This window comes from Microcoleus sp. AT8-B5 (assembly GCF_036705565.1).
Taxonomy (GTDB): Bacteria; Cyanobacteriota; Cyanobacteriia; order Cyanobacteriales; family Microcoleaceae; genus Microcoleus.
The window spans coordinates 1-21,263 of record NZ_JAUBUY010000078.1 but is presented as its reverse complement, the minus strand read 5'-3'; the positions used below and the strand labels follow the sequence as shown (position 1 = coordinate 21,263).

At 41.9% G+C, this 21,263-nt stretch carries 5 protein-coding genes and 1 pseudogene; all 6 read left to right on the top strand.

Features of this window, described 5'->3' with window-relative positions:
- Positions 1-1,626, top strand: a 1,626-nt coding sequence (locus tag QUB39_RS29010; protein WP_333212714.1) for a GAF domain-containing sensor histidine kinase, incomplete at its 5' end; no start/stop codon positions are given.
- Positions 1,627-1,801: 175 nt separating this feature from the next.
- Positions 1,802-3,337: an ATP-binding protein gene (locus QUB39_RS29005; protein ID WP_333212712.1), complete on the top strand. Its 1,536-nt coding sequence runs from the start codon at positions 1,802-1,804 to the stop codon at positions 3,335-3,337.
- 610 nt (positions 3,338-3,947) lie between these two features.
- Positions 3,948-4,119, top strand: a pseudogene (locus QUB39_RS29000) (IS1 family transposase); the annotation flags it as partial.
- Positions 4,120-4,656: 537 nt separating this feature from the next.
- Complete coding sequence (locus QUB39_RS28995; protein ID WP_333208007.1) at positions 4,657-10,038, top strand: AAA family ATPase; 5,382 nt, start codon at positions 4,657-4,659, stop codon at positions 10,036-10,038.
- Positions 10,039-10,202: 164 nt separating this feature from the next.
- A complete protein-coding gene (locus tag QUB39_RS28990) occupies positions 10,203-15,593 on the top strand; it encodes an AAA family ATPase (RefSeq protein ID WP_333056368.1) in 5,391 nt (1,796 codons plus the stop codon).
- Positions 15,594-15,683: 90 nt separating this feature from the next.
- Positions 15,684-21,134 carry an AAA family ATPase gene (locus tag QUB39_RS28985; protein WP_333207837.1) on the top strand — a complete coding sequence of 1,817 codons (5,451 nt, stop codon included), beginning with the start codon at positions 15,684-15,686 and terminating at the stop codon, positions 21,132-21,134.
- Positions 21,135-21,263 lie beyond the last annotated feature (129 nt).

Genomic DNA, 21,263 nt, shown 5'->3' with positions numbered 1-21,263 from the left:
TTTATTCAGAATGAAGCGCTGGCGGCGGAATTGGCTGCTAAGTTCTGGTTGGGGAAGGAGAAAGAAGAATTTGCCCACATCTACCTGACTAAAGCCCACTATGGCTATCAATACTGGGGGGCTAAACGTAAAGTTGAGAGTTTGGAGGAAAAATATCCCCAATTAATAGTGAGAACTTCAGGGAAGACAACTACTCAAACAAAAAACCGAACAACGACGGCGACTACTAGCAGCAATTTGGGTGAGACGCTAGATTTGGCTACGGTGATGAAAGCTTCTTTCGCGATTTCGGGTGAAATTGTTTTGAGTAGCTTGCTGGAAAGGTTGATGAAAATTGCGATCGAGAATGCGGGGGCGCAAAAGGGTTTTTTGATTTTAGAAAAAGCGGGAAACTGGGCGATTGAGGCGGAAGGTTCGGTGCAGGAGGATGAGGTTAGTGTGCTGCAATCGCTTCCTCTCAATCCGATAGCAGCTTCTGGGGGAACTCCTTTGCTGGCTTGTGCTATCGCTAATTATGTGATTCGCACTCAGGAAAATGTGGTGTTAAATAATGCGGCTCAAGAGGGACAATTTACTCGCGATCCTTATATTGCAGCTACTCAACCGAAGTCTATTCTTTGCACTCCTCTGCTGCACCAAGGTAAGTTGACTGGCCTTCTTTATTTGGAAAATAACCTGACTGAAGGGGCTTTTACTACGGATCGCCTAGAATTGTTAAAACTTTTATCTGCCCAAATTGCTATTTCCATTGAAAATGCTCAGCTTTACAAAAATTTACAGGAGTTTAATCAAAACTTAGAGCAATTAGTGAGCGATCGTACTCAACAATTATCGAACACCCTAGAGGCTTTAAAAGCCACCCAAACACAGCTAGTCGAATCTGAAAAAATGGCATCTCTGGGAGGATTAGTTGCTGGTGTTGCCCACGAAATTAATACTCCCATCGGAGTTGGTGTCACGGTTGCTTCAGCTTTGGCAGAAAATACCACAGAATTTGCATCTATTTATAAAAGTGGCAAAATGAAGCGATCGGATTTAGAAGAATTTGTCGATATTGCTACCCAAAGCAGTAAGGCACTTCTAATTAACCTAGAGCGGGCAGCAGCCTTGATTCAAAGCTTTAAGCAAGTAGCAGTCGATCGCTCTAGCGAAGAACGACGTACTTTCCAGATCAGACCTTATCTTGATGAAATTTTATTACAATTAAAACCAAAGTTGAAAAATAGCCAACATTCGCTTAAAATTAAGGGAGATAGCAAAATTGCTATAGATTCTTATCCAGGAGCCTTGTCCCAAGTTGTGACAAACTTGCTAATCAATTCTCTGATTCATGCCTACGAACCAGGGATTTCTGGGGAACTAATCTTTGATTGGGAGCAAGAAGGTAATCGGCTAAGGTTTGAATACGCCGATGAAGGTAAAGGTATTCCCCCAGAAAACTTAAGTAAAATTTTTGAGCCATTTTTTACCACTAAGCGTGGTCAAGGTGGCAGTGGTTTAGGGTTACATATTGTCTACAATTTAGTCACCCAAAAACTAAAAGGTGAAATTGAATGTCTAAGTGAGGTGGGAAGAGGCACCAAGTTTATTATTAAATTACCGATGCAAATTGATTCACCAATGTAGAGTTCTAATTCCGATTTCCTGGCCAAGATAACTAAGTAAGTCCACCTAATTAGAAGTAAAATAAGGATGACTGAAAAGGTTGCTGTGTAAATCTTCTCCCTTCTGCCTTTTGCTTAGCTTAACAGGTTTTCTAACTTCAAACCTACACATTAGTAAAAAATAAAGGTGTACAGCAATGAAAAGTGATTTTGACGATTTCTTAACTCAACCATCTCCAGAAACAGTATACTTTGCCGAAGCGATCGACTCGGATGACGAGATATTGTTTGCAGATGAAACAACAGAAGAAAAACTGAGTGAAAGCTGGAAAATTTTAGTTGTAGATGATGAGGCTCAAGTTCACACCGCTACCGAAATATCACTCAGGAAGTTTGTCTTTGAAAATAAATCTTTAACCTTCATTAATGCTTACTCAGCTCGTGAAGCTAGACAGCTAATCCAAGAAAATCCTGATGTTGCCATCATCTTACTAGATGTAATTATGGAAACAGATGATGCTGGCTTAAACTTTGTTAAATATGTCCGAGAAGTTTTAGGCAATCAGTTAGTGCGAATTATTTTACGCACGGGTCAACCCGGACAAGTACCGGAAAAAAGCATTATTATCAATTACGATATTAATGACTATAAAACTAAAACTGAATTAACGACATCAAAGCTATACACTACGATCCTAACAGCTTTGAGAAGTTTTTCTCTGAGTCAGAGTTTGCAGGCTGAAATAGAGCGACGCGAACAAGTAGAGAAAGCACTCCGTCTCAGTGAAGAAAAAGAACACCAAAAATCTGTTGCTTTAGATCATTTTGTCAAACAACTCCAAGAAACACAACTCCAGCTAGTTCAAAGTGAAAAAATGTCTAGTCTCGGTCAATTAGTTGCAGGTGTCGCTCATGAAATCAACAATCCGGTTAACTTTATTTACGGCAATCTGTCCCACGCCAACGACTATATTAAAGAACTCATTAATATGTTGAATCTTTACCAAAGGTATTACCCGCAACCTGAAGCAGAAATTGTCCATGAAATAGAAGATGCAGAGTTGCCATTTATCATAGATGATTTACCAAAATTGCTTTCTTCCATGCAGTTAGGGATCGAACGCATTCGCAATATTGTTCACTCTCTACGCAATTTTTCTCGGTTGGATGAAACTGAAATTAAATCAGTAGATATCCACGAAGGCATTAATAGCACTTTGATGATCTTACAGCACCGACTAAAGGCTAAGTCCGATCGCCCTGCTATCAATGTGATAAAAGACTATGGCGTATTGCCGCTTGTGAACTGTTATGCCGGTCAGCTCAATCAGGTGTTTATGAACCTTTTAGCGAATGCTATAGATGCTTTAGAAGAGCGGCTAAGTAGAGAAGATGGTGCAGTTTTTCACCCCCAGATTTTGATTCGGACTGAAGTTGTACCCGGCAATTCGCCTGACAACATTAGCTCGGCTTCCCACATCCTGGTAACAATTTCTGATAATGGTGTGGGCATGACCGAAACAGTTCGTGCTAAACTTTTCACTCCCTTTTTTACTACTAAGCCCATAGGAAAAGGTACAGGCATGGGATTGTCCATCAGCAGAAAAATTCTGATAGAAAAACACTGCGGTCAATTGGAGTGTATTTCTACGCCAGAGCAGGGAACGCAGTTTATTATTGATCTGCCGACTATCTGTAGATCCACTAAGATCGCCACCGTAGCGGATGCCTAGAAAACTCATCGGGCTGAATTGATTGTATACCGTTTTTCAGTTGCCTGAGAATAGGGTAATTGCTCATTAATCGGAATTATGACAGGATTTTTCCCCGCAGCAAGTTCCCCCCTTCTGGGTTCGGGATAGGCGCTGCGGCTTTAGCCACATTCTTCTAATACTAATTCTAAAAAATCATGCAACAGTAGCGCTCCGGGTGCGTCGCCCTAGAAAAGTTATCAAAAAAAGCGACTATCTCACAGATCCGCACCGGTGCATAAGCTGTTGCGCGTTAAAATTGCATATTCGGGACGGACTCGCCTGCCCATCCCACAAGAATTTGAGTGATTTTTGACACACAATTTAAATGGAGAACAGCTTACAGTGTTTCAGGAAACAAACCACAAACTTATAACTGTTGCAAGATTGTGGAGAATTGGTATAACTTAGAGCAGATTACAGGTTTATGAAGTAAACCCCCGATGGCTCAATCCCCGTAAGGGAATGGCATTGCGGTGTCTAAAGCTGCACCCCAGAAACCGGGTTTCTTTATATCTCTCGCATCATTACTTATTTTGTTGCTCGAAACCCGGTCGATCGCGATATACATCTACATGAAATATGCTGTATATATAGGACAAGAGTTGAGCGCGAAAATACAAGATTAATACATCCTGATAGCTCGTTTGAAACGAAAAACTTTTTGTTATTCTAAATCAGACGACAAGTTTAGCAGATATTATCTTCGATTATTAATTTACTATCTAAAATTTGCTAATTTTCCCATGCCATATCAAAATTAAAGAAATTATTTGGCTTTTATGCGATCGCCGGCGTTGCTTAGGATCGCGAATTAAATAACTGACAATTTTAATTTTTATTGTGGTATGGGCTCTTATAGCCCGTCCAAAAAGGACGGGCTATAAGAGCCCATCCCACTTTCAAGAGTGGAAGTTATTTAATTCTCATTCCTTACACAACCATACTATACATAACATAGCGCAAATAGTGCGGAGTAGGCAAAGGAACTAATTTAGGATTAGCGATCGCACGTCATGCGATTTGAAATTGGAAATTTGAGATTTAAGATTTGAGATTGCTCGCACGGATGAGTCCGGGGGTGGCGATCGGGATGGCGAGCTTTTTTTACAGGTAAACGGATGAATCCGGATGCTTGTGACCAAATTGCTTTGGGTAAAAGAATAGTTGATAAACATTGGGAAAAAATTACAGTTAATTCTGTCCCTACCGAGGCTGCAGAGTTGGCGATCGCTATCTTTGTCAAATAATAAAATACAATGGAATAGAAGGTTTTAATTTAACTGTTGTATAAACGAGTTATGGATGCGATCGCAAATTTGTCAGGTTATCAGATTACAGAGCAACTTTATGCAGGTACACGTACCCTAGTTTATCGAGGCATCCGTACCCGCGATCAATACCCAGTCGTCATCAAACTGCTGCGAAATGAATACCCCACCTTCAACGAAATCGTCCAGTTTCGCAACCAATATACCATTGCCAAAAATCTCGACTTCCCTCACATCGTCAAACCCTTGACGCTGGAAGTATACCAAAATAGCTATGCCCTCGTAATGGAGGACTTTGGCGGAGTCTCCCTATCTACTTATCTAAAAACAGCAACAAATAACACCCAACCATCTCCAGCTTTACGTTTAACCGAATTTCTCCAAATCGCCATACCACTAACAGACATTATTCACTATCTATACCAAAACCGAGTCATTCACAAAGATATTAAACCCGCTAATATTCTCATTAAGCCAGACACCAAAGAAATTCAACTAATTGACTTTAGTATTGCATCCCTCCTACCACGAGAAACCCCAGAAATTCAGAATCCCAATATTTTAGAAGGAACATTAGCCTATCTCTCCCCCGAACAAACAGGACGGATGAATCGAGGCATTGACTATCGTAGTGATTTTTATTCCCTGGGTGTGACCTTTTATGAATTGTTAACAGGACAGTTGCCATTTGTCTCAGATGATCCGATGAAATTGGTGCATTGTCACCTCGCTAAACACTCGATACCGAGCCATCAAATAAATCCAGAAGTTCCCCTAATTTTATCTAAAATTGTCAGTAAGCTGATGGCGAAAAATGCCGAAGACCGCTATCAAAGTGCATTGGGCATCAAGCACGATTTAGATAATTGCTTATTTCAGTTACAACAAACAGCCTATATTGAATATTTTGAACTAGGAAAGCGAGATATTAGCGATCGCTTTACTATCCCTGAAAAGCTCTACGGTAGAGAAAAAGAAGTCGATAAACTATTAGCTGCATTTGAGCGAGTCAGCCTGGGAGCAACGGAAATGATGCTAGTAGCTGGTTTTTCGGGAATTGGGAAAACCGCCGTTGTTAATGAAGTTCATAAACCCATAGTCCGTCAGCGTGGTTATTTTATCAAAGGCAAGTACGATCAATTTCAACGCAACATTCCCTTCAGTGCCTTTGTGCAAGCCTTCCGCAACTTAATGAGTCAATTGCTATCCGAATCAGATACCCAACTGCAAACATGGAAAACCCAGATTTTAGCAGCAGTGGGAGATAACGGACAAGTTTTGATTGACGTGATTCCTGAGTTAGAACGCATAATTGGCGCTCAACTTGCTGCAACAGAATTGTCAGGAAGTGCCTCCCAAAATCGCTTTAATCTGCTCATGCAGAAATTCGTGCAAGTTTTCACTAGCAAAGAACATCCTTTAGTGATGTTTTTGGATGACTTGCAATGGGCGGATTCAGCTTCCCTGAATTTGCTACAATTATTGATGATGGATACAGGGTATTTATTAGTATTAGGAGCCTATCGAGACCATGAAGTTTCGCCAGTGCATCCATTTATTTTGACAGTGGATGAGATAGTAAAAACTGGGGCAACTGTGAATACGATTACTTTGCAACCGTTAAGCCAAACTGATATGAATTTGTTGGTGGCGGATACGCTCAATAGCGAATCATCTCTTGCCCAACCTTTGACCAAATTAGTATATCAAAAAACTCAGGGAAATCCTTTTTTCGCCACTCAGTTTCTCAAGGCATTACATGACGAGCAGCTCATTAGCTTTAACTGGGATATTCGGCATTGGCAGTGTGATATTGCCCAAGTCAAAGCCTTAGCAATCACTGATGATGTCGTTGAATTCATGGCTTTGCAATTGCAGAAGTTGCCGCCAGCAACTCAGGAGGTTCTCAAATTGGCTGCTTGTATTGGATCGCAGTTTGATTTGAATACCTTAGTAATTGTCAGTGAGCAATCTGCTGCAATGACGGCTACGGCTTTATGGAAAGCATTGCAGGAAGGTTTAGTTATTCCCACAACCAAAATCTATAAGTTCTTTACCGAATCGGATAGTGATGAAATTTTCCAGGCTTCAGCTAATCCCACTTATCGATTTTTACACGATCGCGTCCAGCAAGCCGCATATTCCCTGATTCCCGATTCAGATAAAAAAGAAACTCATCTCAAAATCGGACAATTACTTCAGCAAAATTGTTCAAAAATAGAGCAAGAAGAAAAACTGTTTGATATTGTCGGACATTTGAATCGAGGAATTGAGTTAATTCCCCAACCGAGCGAACGAGAAGCATTAGCTAAACTGAACTTAGAAGCCGGTTGTAAAGCCAGAAATTCTACCGCCTACACAACAGCTAGAGTTTATCTGCAAACAGGGATTGATCTACTAACAGCCGACTGTTGGCAAAGCCAGTATGAATTAACCCTGAAACTCTATGTTGCTGCTGCTGAAGCAGCCTATTTGAATGCTGACTTTGACAGCATGGAAGAGATTGCAGCACAAGTTTTGCAAGCAGCCCAGACAATCTTAGACAAAATCAAAATTTACGAAATTCAAATCGCCGCCCAGACAGCACAAAGCAAGTCACTAGAAGCCATTGCAGTAGCAAGAGATGCACTCTGGCAATTGGGGATTGAACTACCCAGTGCACCTGACGAAGCCTTGATTAGCCAAGCGCTACAAGCTGTTGCTAGCCAACTCCAAGGTAGACGGATTGAAGACCTAGCTAATCTGCCGATGATAACTGATGCCAAGGCTCAGGCTGCCATGCCACTGTTAGGAACGTTATATTCTCCCATCTTTCTGGGAATGCCCGGTTTGCTGCCCCTACTTAGCTCCAAGATGGTGAGTTTATCGCTCTCCTTTGGGAACACGCCAGCATCGACGGTGGGGTATGGCATTCACGGACTGGTGTTGTGTGCCTTTTTGGGAGAGGTGGAAACGGGGTATGCCTTTGGTAAATTGGCACTTTCATTGCTGGATAGGTTTAATGTCCGGGAATTCAAGTCCATGATTCTGAATCTATTTGGAGCCTTTATTCAGCATCGCAAAGAAGCAATGAGGGCTGTGATGCTGACGACGAAAGATAGCTATACGGCTGGCATGGAAACTGGCGATTTTCTAAGCGCTGGCTACAGCATGGTCACTTACAGCTATATGAACTTTTTCAGTGGAGTAGAACTGAGCAATTTGGAATCAGAAATAACAAGTTACAGCGCCGCCTTGGCTCAGGTAAAGCAATATTCGGCTCAGATTTATGTAGATATGGTGCGGCAGACGGTGAATAACTTAAAGGAAGTTGAGATTCTGTCGGATTGCTTAATCGGCCTAGCCTACGATGAAACAGTGATGATTCCCAAGCATAATCAGGATTATGAATTCACTGCCATCGCCGAGGTTTATATCTACAAACTGTTGCTTGCTTACTGCTTTGGTAACTACAAAGAGGCTAGCAATTACGTTAGCCAAGCCCAGCCCTATTTGATAGCAGTACCAGGATGTATTTTTATTCCCATTTTCCATTTCTATGCAGCCCTGACGCACTTGGCGCTTTTACCCACACAGCCAGAAATTGAGCAAGCTGATATTTTGGCATCTGTGGAAATCCATCAAACGACTCTGCACCAGTGGGCGCAAAATGCTCCCATGAATCATCTCCATAAGTGGTATTTAGTTGAAGCAGAAAGGCAGCGGGTTTTGGGTTACAAGGCAGATGCACTGGAAATGTACGATCGCGCGATCTCCCTCGCTAAAGAAAATCTCTTCCTCAACGAAGAAGCCCTCGCCAACGAACTCGCCGCCAAATTCTACCTAAAATGGGGCAAAGAAAAAGTAGCTCAAGCCTACATGATTGAAGCATATTATTGTTATGCCCGCTGGGGAGCTAAAGCCAAAATTGACGATTTGGAAAAACGTTATCCTCGCCTACTCGGTATTATCATTCAGCAAGCTCAAGCCTTTAGTTCATTAAAGGAAACGATCGCCCGCGGCACAATTACTTATAATACCAACTCTTCTAGCAGCAACTCTGAATTTCTCGATTTGCCTACTCTGATCAAAGCCTCTCAAGCCATTTCTGGGGAGATTGAACTAGATAAACTCCTGACTACTCTCCTAAAAATAGCGATCGCGAATGCTGGCGCCACTAAGTGTGTCTTATTGCTCAAACAAAAACAGTATTTACAGGTAGCGGCGCTTGTAGCAGAGGGACAGGAACCTGAGCTATTACCATCAATACCTCTAGAATCAAGTCAGGATGTAGCAATTAGTTTGGTTAACACTGTCAAGCGTAGTTTGAAACCTTTGGTAATAGTTGATGCTAGGGTAAGTTCCCAGGTTGGGAGCGATCGCTATATTGAACAGCACCAGCCGATCAGTGTTCTTTGTATTCCAATTCTTAATCAAGGCCAGTTGATAGGAGTTTTTTACCTGGAAAATAACCTGACGGTTGGGGCCTTTACGAGCGATCGCATTGAAGTGCTAAATTTGCTAGCTTCTCAAGCTGCTATTTCCTTAGAAAATGCCCGTTTGTATCAAGAATCTCAACAAGCATTCACAGCTCTCAAGCAGGCACAATTAACAATTGTTCAAAGCGAAAAGATGTCAGCATTGGGAAACTTAGTGGCTGGCGTGGCTCACGAAATTAATAATCCCGTTGGTTTTCTGGGGGGTAATATTCAACCAGCCTTAGATTATATCAAAGATTTGTTTGGATTGCTCGATTTGTATGAAGAAAAATATCCCCAACTCGATCCAGAGATTCGAGAGGAAATCGAGAACATCGATCTGGAATACATCCGGGAAGATTTACCGAAATTAGTAGGTTCGATGCGGGAAGGCGTGAAGCGGATTCGGGATATTAGTACCAGTCTAAGGACATTCTCCCGTGCCGATACTAACTATCCCGTAGCTTGCAATATCCACGATGGCATCGATAGCACCATTATGATCCTGAAACATCGCCTCAAGGCTAACGAAACTCGTCCAGAAATTCAAGTGATTAGGGAATACGGTAATTTGCCACCCGTGGAGTGTTATGCCGGACAGTTGAATCAAGTATTTATGAATTTGTTAGGTAATGCGATCGATGCTTTGGAGGAATCAAATCAAGGACGTAATTATGCAGAAATACTCAACAAAATTATAATTAAAACCGACATTTATCGGGATCGAAAGCAAGCGATACTTTGCATTAAAGATAACGGTGTCGGCATGAGTGAAGCAGTGCGAGAGAAGATTTTTGATGAGTTATTTACTACCAAGGAAGTAGGAAAAGGCACGGGGTTGGGATTGGCGATCGCACGGCAGATTGTAGTTGAGAAACACGGCGGTACAATCGAGGTAAATTCTGTATTGGGAGAAGGGACGGAGTTTAGAATTTTATTGCCGATGAAAGGATAAGCATATCTTGATAGATCGCCATCTTTATCCTCAAAATAGAAAAAAATAAAAGCGGTAGAGTTGGTATGCTGGGGATTTCGCACGCAGTTCTATTTTTCTCAGACTTGACGAATAAAAGTGTATACTTAGTGGCAAGAGTCAATGTCTGAGATGGAGTAATCCAGATGAATGCAGTAGTGGATTTAACGAACCGAATTTCGGGATATCATCTGGGCGATCAATTATACTGCGGTTCGAGAACCCTAGTTTATCGAGCCATCCGAGAAACAGATCAGCTTCCGGTTGTCATTAAACTATTAAATCGAGACTATCCCAGCTTCAGCGAACTGCTGCAATTCCGCAACCAGTACACCATCGCCAAAAACCTAAGTCTGCCCGGAGTCGTTGAACCCTACAATTTGGAATCCTATCGCCACAGCTATGCCCTAGTAATGGAGGATTTTGGCGGTATTTCTCTGCGAGACTACGCCCAAGAGCACTCGCTGACTCTAGCAGAAGTATTGGAAATTGCCATTCAAATAACTGACATCCTTGACGCACTATACCGAAACCGAGTCATCCACAAAGATATTAAGCCAGCTAACATCCTAATACATCCCGAAACTAAACAAATTAAACTCATAGACTTTAGCATCGCCTCCTTACTGCCAAGAGAAACTCAAGAAATTCAAAATCCCAACGTTTTAGAAGGAACCCTCGCCTATATTTCTCCCGAACAAACTGGACGAATGAACCGAGGTATCGACTACCGCACTGACTTTTATTCTCTGGGGGTCACATTTTACGAATTGCTGACAGGAAAACTGCCATTTGAATGTGAAGATCCGATGGAGTTGGTTCACTGCCATATTGCCAAACAACCTCCGGCAATAAACAGCAAAGAAATCCCGCAGGTGGTTTCGGATATTGTCATGAAGCTAATGGCAAAAAATGCCGAAAAACGCTATCAAAGTGCCTTGGGGTTGAAGCATGACTTAGAACGATGTTTGCAGCAGTGCCAAGAAACTGGAAAGATTGAAACTTTTGAGTTAGGAAGGCGGGATGTCTGCGATCGCTTCCTGATTCCTGAAAAGCTTTATGGTCGTGAAACTGAAGTAAAAACCCTGTTGAGTGCCTTCGATCGCGTGGCAAGTGGCACATCCGAATTAATGCTAGTCGCTGGGTTCTCCGGGATTGGAAAAACGGCTGTCGTCAACGAGGTACATAAACCGATTGTCCGGCAGCGGGGCTATTTCATCAAAGGCAAATTCGACCAGTTTAACCGCAACATTCCCTTCTCGGCATTTGTCCAGGCATTCCGCGATTTTATGGCACAATTACTCAGTGAAAGTGATGCCAAACTCAAGGCGTGGAAAAATAAGATTTTAGAAGCGGTTGGGGAAAACGGACAAGTAATTATTGAAATCATCCCCGAATTAGAAAAAATTATTGGTCAACAGCCAGCCGCCCTTGAATTATCAGGAACTGCTGCCCAGAATCGCTTTAATTTATTATTTCAAAAATTTACTAAAGTCTTTACCAGCTTAGAACATCCATTCGTAATGTTTTTAGATGATTTGCAATGGGCAGATTCAGCATCACTAAAGTTAATGCAGGTCTTAATGGGTGATACAGGTCATCTTTTATTAATTGGTGCGTATCGTGATAACGAAGTCCACCCAGCGCATCCATTAATGTTAACTTTGAGTGAGATTCAAAAAACACCAGCAACGATTAATAGGATTACTTTAGCAGCACTCAATAAAGTCACAGTAAATCAATTAGTTGCTGATACCCTTAAATGTACTGAAAGTTTGGCATGGACTCTTTCTGGATTAATTTATCAAAAAACTCAAGGAAATCCGTTTTTTGCTACTCAATTTATCAAGGCATTACATCAAGATGAATTGATTTATTTTAACTGGGAAGAGGGTTGTTGGCAATGTGATATCGCACAAGTAAATCAGCTTGTTTTTACAGATGATATTGTTAGCTTTATGGCCTTGCAATTAGAAAAATTGCCTACCTCAACTCAACAGGTGTTACAGCTAGCAGCTTGTATTGGAAATCAGTTTGATTTGGCTACTTTGGCGATGGTTTCTGAACAATCCCAAACCGAAGTGGCTGCAAGTTTATGGAAAGCCTTGCAGGAAGGTTTGATTTTAGCCCAAAGTGAAGTTTATAAGTTTTATGTTGGGGAAGAATATCAATTACTTGACCCAGAAAATTCTGAGATTGTTGCATATAGATTTTTACATGACCGGGTGCAACAAGCGGCATACTCCCTAATCCCCGCCGATGAAAAACAAACCGTTCACCTGAAGATTGGACAGTTAATCCTGAGTAACACCCTCGAAAGCAACCGGGAAGAACGCATTTTTGAAATCGTCAGTCAACTTAATGTTGCGGCTGAATCAATCGTCCAATCCGCAGAACGTCAAAGATTGGCGCAATTTAATTTGATGGCAAGTCGCAAGGCAAAAGCAGCGATCGCCTATACTGCCGCCTGCAAATATGCCGAAGTGGGCATTGGGTTACTCACTCAAAACAGTTGGCAGCATCAGTATGAGTTGACGCTAGCACTCTATCAAGTCGCCACAGAAACCGCCTATCTGAGCGGTGATTTAGAGAAAATGGCAGCCAATGCCCGCCTTGTCCTGAAGCACGCCAAAAGCCCATTAGATCAAATCAGCGTTTATGAAGTGAAGATTGAGGCATTCACTGCTCAAGGTCATTTTACTCAAGCGATCGCGGCGGCACTTGCCATCTTAAAGCAATTGGGAGTGGAACTGCCTGCAGCCCCTACCCAGGAAGATGTGGCGGCTGCCTTTAGTACCGTCTCCGATGCGATTGGAGAGCGTTTGCCTGGTGAGTTACTCAACCTCAGCGAAGCAAGGGATGTGAACATCTTGGCAGCGGCTCGAATTTTGACATCGGCAGCACCGGGCGCTTATCTTTCTCAGCCACTGTTGTATTTACTGGTGATTTTAAAAAAGGTTTATCTGTCCATCGTGTATGGCAATGAGTCAACCTCGACCTTTTGTTATGCCTCTTATGGGATATTGATGTGTGGTGTGTTGGGAAAAGTTGAATTAGGTTATGAATTCGGTCAGTTAGCCCTTGACCTGCTATCACGTTATCCCAATTCCGAATTAAAGGGGAAAACTTTATCACTCGTCTATGTGTACACAAGGCATTGGAAAATGCACCTGCGTGAGACATTACAGCCCTTGCAGATGGCTTATTGTAGTTGTTTAGATGTAGGCGATTTGGCTTTCGCGGGCTACTCTGCCTATAACTACGGTTTTTACTCCTATTTTGCAGGGCAGAATTTAACGCAACTGGAGCCGGAAGTTGCCGGATATTGTGAATCGCTCAAGCACCTCAAGCAAAATCTAACTCTGACTTATTCCCAGTTGAATCGACAAATTCTGCTGAATTTAATGGGGGATGCAGATAACGTGGTGGTGTTGAGCGGTGCAGCGTACAATGAACAGCATCAACTTCCATTACATGAAACAACGGGCGATCGCACCGGATTAGCATTGCTGTGGATTAACAAACTGATTGTGTCCTATCTGTTTTCAGAGTTTGAAGAAGCTGTAGAACAGGCTGGGCAGGCAAGACAGTATTTGGATGCTGTCCTTGCTTTTTTATATGTACCAATCTTTCATTTTTATGAGTCTTTAGTCCAGTTAGCATGGTTTGGCCAATTTTCGGATCCAGAAGAGCAGCAAATGAAAGAATGCGTCGCTGCTAACCAAGAAAAACTAAAATACTGGGCAACTTATGCGCCGATGAATTTTTTGCACAAATTTCATTTAGTCGAGGCGGAACGAGAGCGAGTACAAGGTAATAAAGCTGAGGCATTAGAGTTGTACGATCGCGCGATCGCAGGAGCCAAAGAAAACGAATACCTCCAAGAAGAAGCGTTAGCAAACGAATTAGCTGCAAAATTCTACCTAGATTGGGGAAAAGAAAAAGTTGCCGCCAGCTATATGCAGGAATCATATTACTGTTATGCCCGTTGGGGAGCTAAAGCCAAAGTTGAACACCTAGAACAAAGCTATCCCCAATTACTTCATCCCATCCTGAATCAGCCGAAACTTCGCTTTAATCCTCTAGAGACGTTGGTAACGATTAGCCAGTCTTCGCACATTTCTACCACCAGCAGCACCAGTATTTCCGATGCCCTTGATTTCGCATCTATTGTGCAAGCTGCTCAAGCTTTATCGAGTAAAATTCATATTGATGAATTACTCGATACCCTCAATCAAATTATTTTGAAAACTTCTGGCGCAGAAACTTGTGCTTTGCTACTCCCCCATCGGGATGAATGGCAAATCCGGGCCATAACTCACATCAATCCAGATAATGAGTTACCCACAACCTTACTGCAAACCCAATCTATCGATGGCTCGGAGATGATTCCGCTCAAGCTGGTTTATTATGTCAAACACACCCTGGAAACTGTGGTTATTGAAGGTGGCAAGACGGATATTCCGGGTTTAATGAATGACTGTACGCTCCAGTATCACTCTCAGAGTATGCTATGTACTCCGATTATCGATCGCGGGAACTTAGTTGCGATACTTTATCTCGAACATAGCTCGACGAAAGGAGTGTTTACTCGCGATCGTCTCCTCATCCTCAACTTCCTCTGCACTCAGGCTGCCATTTCCCTAGAAAATGCGCGATTGTATCAGCAAGCGCAGGACTACGCCCACCAGGTTGAACAATCACAACTGCAATTAGTGCAGAGCGAAAAAATGTCGGCTTTGGGCAATTTAGTGGCCGGGGTTGCCCATGAAATTAATAATCCCGTGGGATTTATTTCTGGCAATATTCATGAAGCGATCGCCGCCGTCAAAGATATTACAGAATACTTGCAGCTATATCAAGAAAAATTTCCGAGTCCCGGTGAGGAGATTGAAGAAAAAGCTGAAGAGATCGATATCGAATATCTTTTAGAAGATTTGCCAAAAATGTTGCATTCTATGCAAGTCGGGTGCGATCGCATTCAAGGTATCAGCACCAGTCTTCGTACCTTCTCCCGAACAGACAAAGATTACAAAGTTTCTTTCAATATTCATGACGGAATTAACAGTACGATTTTGATTCTCAAACACAGATTGAAAGCGAACGAACAGCGTCCAGCGATTGAAGTTGTGAAAGAGTACGGGAACTTGCCCTCTGTCGATTGCTTCCCCGGACAACTCAATCAGGTGTTTATGAATATCTTGGCAAATGCCATTGATGCACTGGAAGAATCTAATCGGGAACCGAGTTTAGATAAGATTAAAACCCCAGCCCATTGCATCACGATTCGGACAGAAAGACAGTCTTCTGAGTGGGTGAGTATTCGCATTTATGACAACGGAACAGGCATAGCAGATGAGATAAAATGTCATATTTTTGACCACTTATTTACAACTAAAGGTGTGGGTAAAGGCACGGGGTTAGGATTGGCGATCGCACGGCAGATTGTAGTTGAGAAACACGGCGGTAAAATCGAGGTAAATTCTGTATTGGGAGAAGGGACGGAGTTTACAATTTTATTGCCTACAAACGGATGAAGTTAATTATGCGATCGCCGCCTTTAACCCTTACACATAGAGGCGCACATTAATTTTTAGCAGTCACTATTTGAGATGAGGAGAGCCAAAATGAATGCAGGTATAGATTTAACCAGTCCAATTGCCGGATACCGTCTAATCGAGCAACTGTACAGTGGTTCTAAAACCCTGGTTTACCGAGCTTTTCGAGAAATCGATCTGCTTCCCGTTGTCATTAAACTATTCAATAGAGACTATCCCAGTTTCAGCGAACTGCTGCAATTTCGCAACCAGTATACCATCGCAAAAAATTTACGTCTGCCGGGAGTCGTTGAACCTTACTGTCTGAAATCCTACCACCACAGCTATGCCCTAGTGATGGAGGATTTTGGCGGCATTTCTCTATGGCAATACGCCCAAGATAGATGCCGAAGACGGATCGGTGAAGCACCTACGCTGACTTTAGCAGAAATATTGGAAATTGCCATTCAAATAACTGACATCCTTGACGCACTATACCGAAATCGAGTCATCCACAAAGATATTAAGCCAGCTAACATCCTAATACATCCCGAAACTAAACAAATTAAACTCATAGACTTTAGCATCGCCTCCTTACTGCCAAGAGAAACTCAAGAAATTCAAAATCCCAACGTTTTAGAAGGAACCCTCGCCTATATTTCTCCCGAACAAACTGGACGAATGAACCGAGGTATCGACTACCGCACTGACTTTTATTCTCTGGGGGTCACATTTTACGAATTGCTGACAGGAAAACTGCCATTTGAATGTGAAGATCCGATGGAGTTGGTTCACTGCCATATTGCCAAACAACCTCCGGCAATAAACAGCAAAGAAATCCCGCAGGTGGTTTCGGATATTGTCATGAAGCTAATGGCAAAAAATGCCGAAAAACGCTATCAAAGTGCCTTGGGGTTGAAGCATGACTTAGAACGATGTTTGCAGCAGTGCCAAGAAACTGGAAAGATTGAAACTTTTGAGTTAGGAAGGCGGGATGTCTGCGATCGCTTCCTGATTCCCGACAAAATCTATGGACGAGAAACCGAAGTAAAAACGCTCATACAAGCCTTTGAAAGAGTCAGCAAAGGTGCAACAGAAATAATGCTCGTTGCGGGTTTTTCAGGAATTGGCAAAACTGCCGTTGTCAACGAAGTTCATAAACCCATTGTGCGGGAACGGGGTTATTTTATCAAAGGAAAATACGATCAATTTCATCGCAACATTCCCTTCAGCGCCTTTGTGCAAGCATTCCGCGATTTAATTGGGCAATTGCTATCCGAATCAGATTGGCAATTAGAAACATGGAAAAGCCAGATATTAACTGCATTAGGAGACAATGGACAAGTCTTAATTGACGTAATTCCTGAGTTAGAAAATATTATCGGTAAACAGCCAGCCGCCCTTGAATTATCGGGAACTGCAGCCCAAAATCGGTTTAATCTCCTATTGCCCAAATTTGTGCAAGTATTTACCAGTAAAGAACATCCATTAGTCATGTTTTTAGATGACTTGCAATGGGCAGATTCCGCATCACTTAACTTGCTGAACTTATTGATGCAAGAGGCTGGGTATCTATTAATATTAGGTGCTTATCGAGATAATGAAGTCTCCCCCGTACATCCATTTATTTTAACAGTGGATGAAATTGTTAAAACTGGGGCAACGGTGAATACAATTACTTTGCCACCGTTAAGGGAACCTGATATGAATCAGTTAGTGGCAAATACACTGAATTGTGAATTATCCCTAGCCGCTCCTTTGACAAAATTAGTGTTTCAAAAAACTCAAGGTAATCCTTTTTTTGCGACTCAGTTTATCAAAGCATTACATGATGACAAGTTAATTAGCTTTGATTGCAAAAAGCAATATTGGCAATGCGATATTGCCCAAGTGAAGGCCTTAGCAATTACGGATAATGTGGTTGAATTCATGGCATTGCAATTACAGAAATTGCCCCGAGAAACTCAGGATAGTCTCAAACTAGCGGCTTGTATTGGGGCGCAGTTTGATTTGAATACCTTAGCAATTGTCAGTGAGAAATCTGCCGACAGTAGCGCCACAGCTTTATGGAAAGCCTTGCAAGAAGGTTTGGTAATTCCTACTACCGAAATTTATAAGTTCTATACCCAATCTGATAGTGAAGAAGTTTTCAATGATTCCGCCAATCCGACTTATCGATTTTTACACGATCGCGTCCAACAAGCGGCTTATTCATTGATTCCTGACGAGCAAAAACAGCAGACTCATTACCATATTGGGAAACTACTCCAACAAAACTTATCAGAAATAGAAAAAGAGGAAAAGCTGTTTGATATTGTCGGGCATTTGAATTTAGGAATTGAGTTCATGACTCAAGCTGAGGAACGGGAAGCCTTAGCCAGATTGAACTTAGCAGCCGGACAGAAAGCCAGAAATTCTACAGCCTATACAAGCGCCAGAAGTTTTGTGAAAACAGGGCTGGAGTTACTCACTGAAAACTGTTGGGAAACTCAGTATGAATTAACCCTGAATCTTTATGTGGCTGCGGCTGATAATGCTTACTTAAATGCCGATTTTAATAGCATGGAAGAAATGGCAGCTCAGGTTTTGCGATCGGCCAAAACAATACTAGATAAAGTCAAGATATTTGAGATTCAAATCAACGCACTGACAACTCAGAGTCAGATGTTAGAAGCGATCGCGATCGGCACTAATGCCCTAGCACAATTGGGGATTGAACTCCCCTATGAAACTGACGAAGCCTTGACACGCATTGCATTACAAAACCTTGCCAACCAACTGGAGGGCAAACAGATTGAGGAACTGGTTAACCTTCCCGTGATGAGCGATCCTCGGACAATCGCGGCGATGCAATTGTTAGGCATCTTGTTTCCGGCTATTTTTATGGGAAATCCTGCCTTGCAGCCTCTGCTTTGTGCCACAATGGTCAGTCTATCACTTGAATTTGGAAATACACCAGCATCAACAATCGGGTATGTGGGTTATGGCATTGTGCTGTCTGGTTTTTTATCAGAAGTAGAGAAAGGTTATCGCTTTGGGCGAGTAGCACTGAGCTTACTCAATCAGTTGAATTGGCCAGAATTTAAATGTATCACTTTACTTTGGTTTGGCTGTTTTATTCAGCATCGTCAAGAACCACTGAGGGCAGGAATCCCAACTGCGAAAGAAGGCTATTTAGTCGGAATGGAAACAGGTGATTTTCTGAATGCTGGTTACTGCGTCAGTAGTTATTTATATAATAATTTTTTTTCGGGAGTAGAGCTTGATGATTGGCACGCAGAAATAGAAAATTACTGTGTTGTCTTAGCGACTGTGAAGCAATATTCTCCTATGGTTTACCTGAAGCTGGCACAACAGGCGGTGCATAACTTGAGCGAAATTGTCAAGCAACCGGATTTGTTAATCGGTGAGGCTTATGATGAAAAGGTGATGTTTCCTCAGCACAATCAGAATAGTGAGCTTACTGCACTCGCTCTTGCCTATAACTACAAACTAATGCTTGCCTATCTCTTTGGCAATTACACCAACGCCCTAGACTACATTGCCCAAGCAAGCCTTTATTTGAAGGTAGCGGCAGCAATGATTCATACTCCGGTTTTCCATTTCTATGCAGGGTTAACCTACTTGGCACTCTGCTCTAGGCAGTCAGAAATTGAGCAAGGGAACACTCTCGCTTTGGCAGAAACCCATCAAACCACTCTGGCTCAATGGGCAAACCCTGCCCCGATGAATCACCAACATAAAGTTAACTTAGTAGAAGCAGAAAAATGCCGAGTTTTAGGCAAGAATTACGAAGCTGGAGATTGGTACGATCGCGCCATTTCAGGAGCCAAAGAAAATGGTTATATCCAAGAAGAAGCTTTAGGCAACGAACTAGCTGCAAAATTCTACTTAGATTGGGGGAAAGAAAAAGTTTCACAATCTTACATGATTGAGGCGTATTACTGTTATTCTCGTTGGGGTGCAAAGGCTAAAGTCGCTTATTTAGAACAACACTATCCACAACTACTGAAAGCTATTCTTCAACCTACTAAATTTGTCATCCCCTCTGGAAAAACTATCAACCAGACCAGGATGGGAAGCCTAACTAGCGTCAGTAGTAGCGAGAATTTATGGTTAGATTTTCCAGCAGTAATGAGGGCCGCACAAGCCATTTCACAAGAAATTGAATTAGAGAAACTATTAGCCACTTTGATGCAGATTACGCTCGCGAATGGGGGAGCACAAATCGGTTGTTTAGTTCTTCTCCAAGACTGCCAATGGTTAGTCGTCGCTCAAGCCGTTGAAAAGCAGACAAAAATATTAGAAATTCCTCTGGAACAATATCAGGAAATTCCTCATAGTTTGATTTATGCGGTGGCACGAACTCAAGCGACGGCTGTTTTTGACAACTTAAGTACAGCCGACCAATTTGCAGGCGATCGCTATATTATCGCTCATCAACCTCAATCAGTTTTATGTACTCCAATTATTCGGCAAGGAAAACTCGTCGGTATTGTGTACTTAGAAAATAACTTAACAGTGGGAGCATTTACTAATGAGCGAGTAGAAATTCTCCAGATGCTCTCAGCTCAAGCGGCGAATTCTATTGATAATGCTCGTTTATATAAACAAATAGAGAAATATTCCCAAAGCTTAGAAGCAGAAGTAGCGCAAAAAACGGAAGATTTAAGGCAAAAAGCTTTTGATTTAGAGCAAGCCTTTAAAAACTTACAACAAACGCAAGCACAATTAATTCAGAGCGAAAAAATGTCATCTCTGGGTCAACTGGTAGCTGGGATTGCTCACGAAATCAACAATCCAGTAACATTTATTCGTAGTAATGTTGGACATATAGAGGATTATGTCAAAGATTTGCTTATTTTACTTAATATTTATCAACAAGAGTATCCTGAAGCCAGTAAAGTAATTAAAGCGAAAATAGAAGAAATGGATTTAGAATTTATCTGGGAAGATTCAATTAAAATTCTGCAATCTATGAAAGCAGGGAGCGATCGCATTAGCCAAATTATCCTGAGTTTGCGTAACTTTTCCCGCTTAGATGAAGCCGACATGAAAGCAGTAGATTTACATACCGGAATTGAAAGCACTTTGCTAATTTTACAAACTCGCTTAAGACTGAGCGATGGCAAATCAGAAATACAAGTTATTAAAGAGTATGGAAATCTGCCCAAGGTCATTTGTTATGCTAGTGAGATAAATCAAGTATTTCTGAGTATTATCAGTAACGCTATTGATGCTCTTCAATCAATTGATACAACAGACAAAAGTCCTGCCATCACGATTCAGACTGAAGTTATAGAAAAAGACAGGGTTACAATTAAAATAACTGATAATGGTGCCGGTATTCCGGCGAATATTCAATCCCGAATATTCGATCCATTTTTTACAACTAAACCAGTGGGTAGCGGTACTGGTTTGGGTTTATCTGTTAGCTATGGTATTGTCAAAAAACATGGGGGAAAATTAACCTGTAATTCGAGAGTTGGAGATGGTACAGAGTTAGCGATCGAGATTCCTATCAGGTATATTAGAACCTAAAGAAGGTTCTTAGGAATGAGAATTAAATAACTTCCACTCTTGAAAGTGGGAGGGGCTCTTATAGCCCGTCCACTCATGACGGGCTATAAGAGCCCATCCCACAATAACAATTAAAATTGTAAGTTATTT

Excerpts from the sequence above, each read along its gene's own strand:
- QUB39_RS29005 (WP_333212712.1), top strand. The coding sequence starts at position 1,802 with ATGAAAAGTGATTTTGACGATTTCTTAACTCAACCATCTCCAGAAACA.
- QUB39_RS28995 (WP_333208007.1), top strand. The coding sequence starts at position 4,657 with ATGGATGCGATCGCAAATTTGTCAGGTTATCAGATTACAGAGCAACTT.
- QUB39_RS28990 (WP_333056368.1), top strand. The coding sequence starts at position 10,203 with ATGAATGCAGTAGTGGATTTAACGAACCGAATTTCGGGATATCATCTG.
- QUB39_RS28985 (WP_333207837.1), top strand. The coding sequence starts at position 15,684 with ATGAATGCAGGTATAGATTTAACCAGTCCAATTGCCGGATACCGTCTA.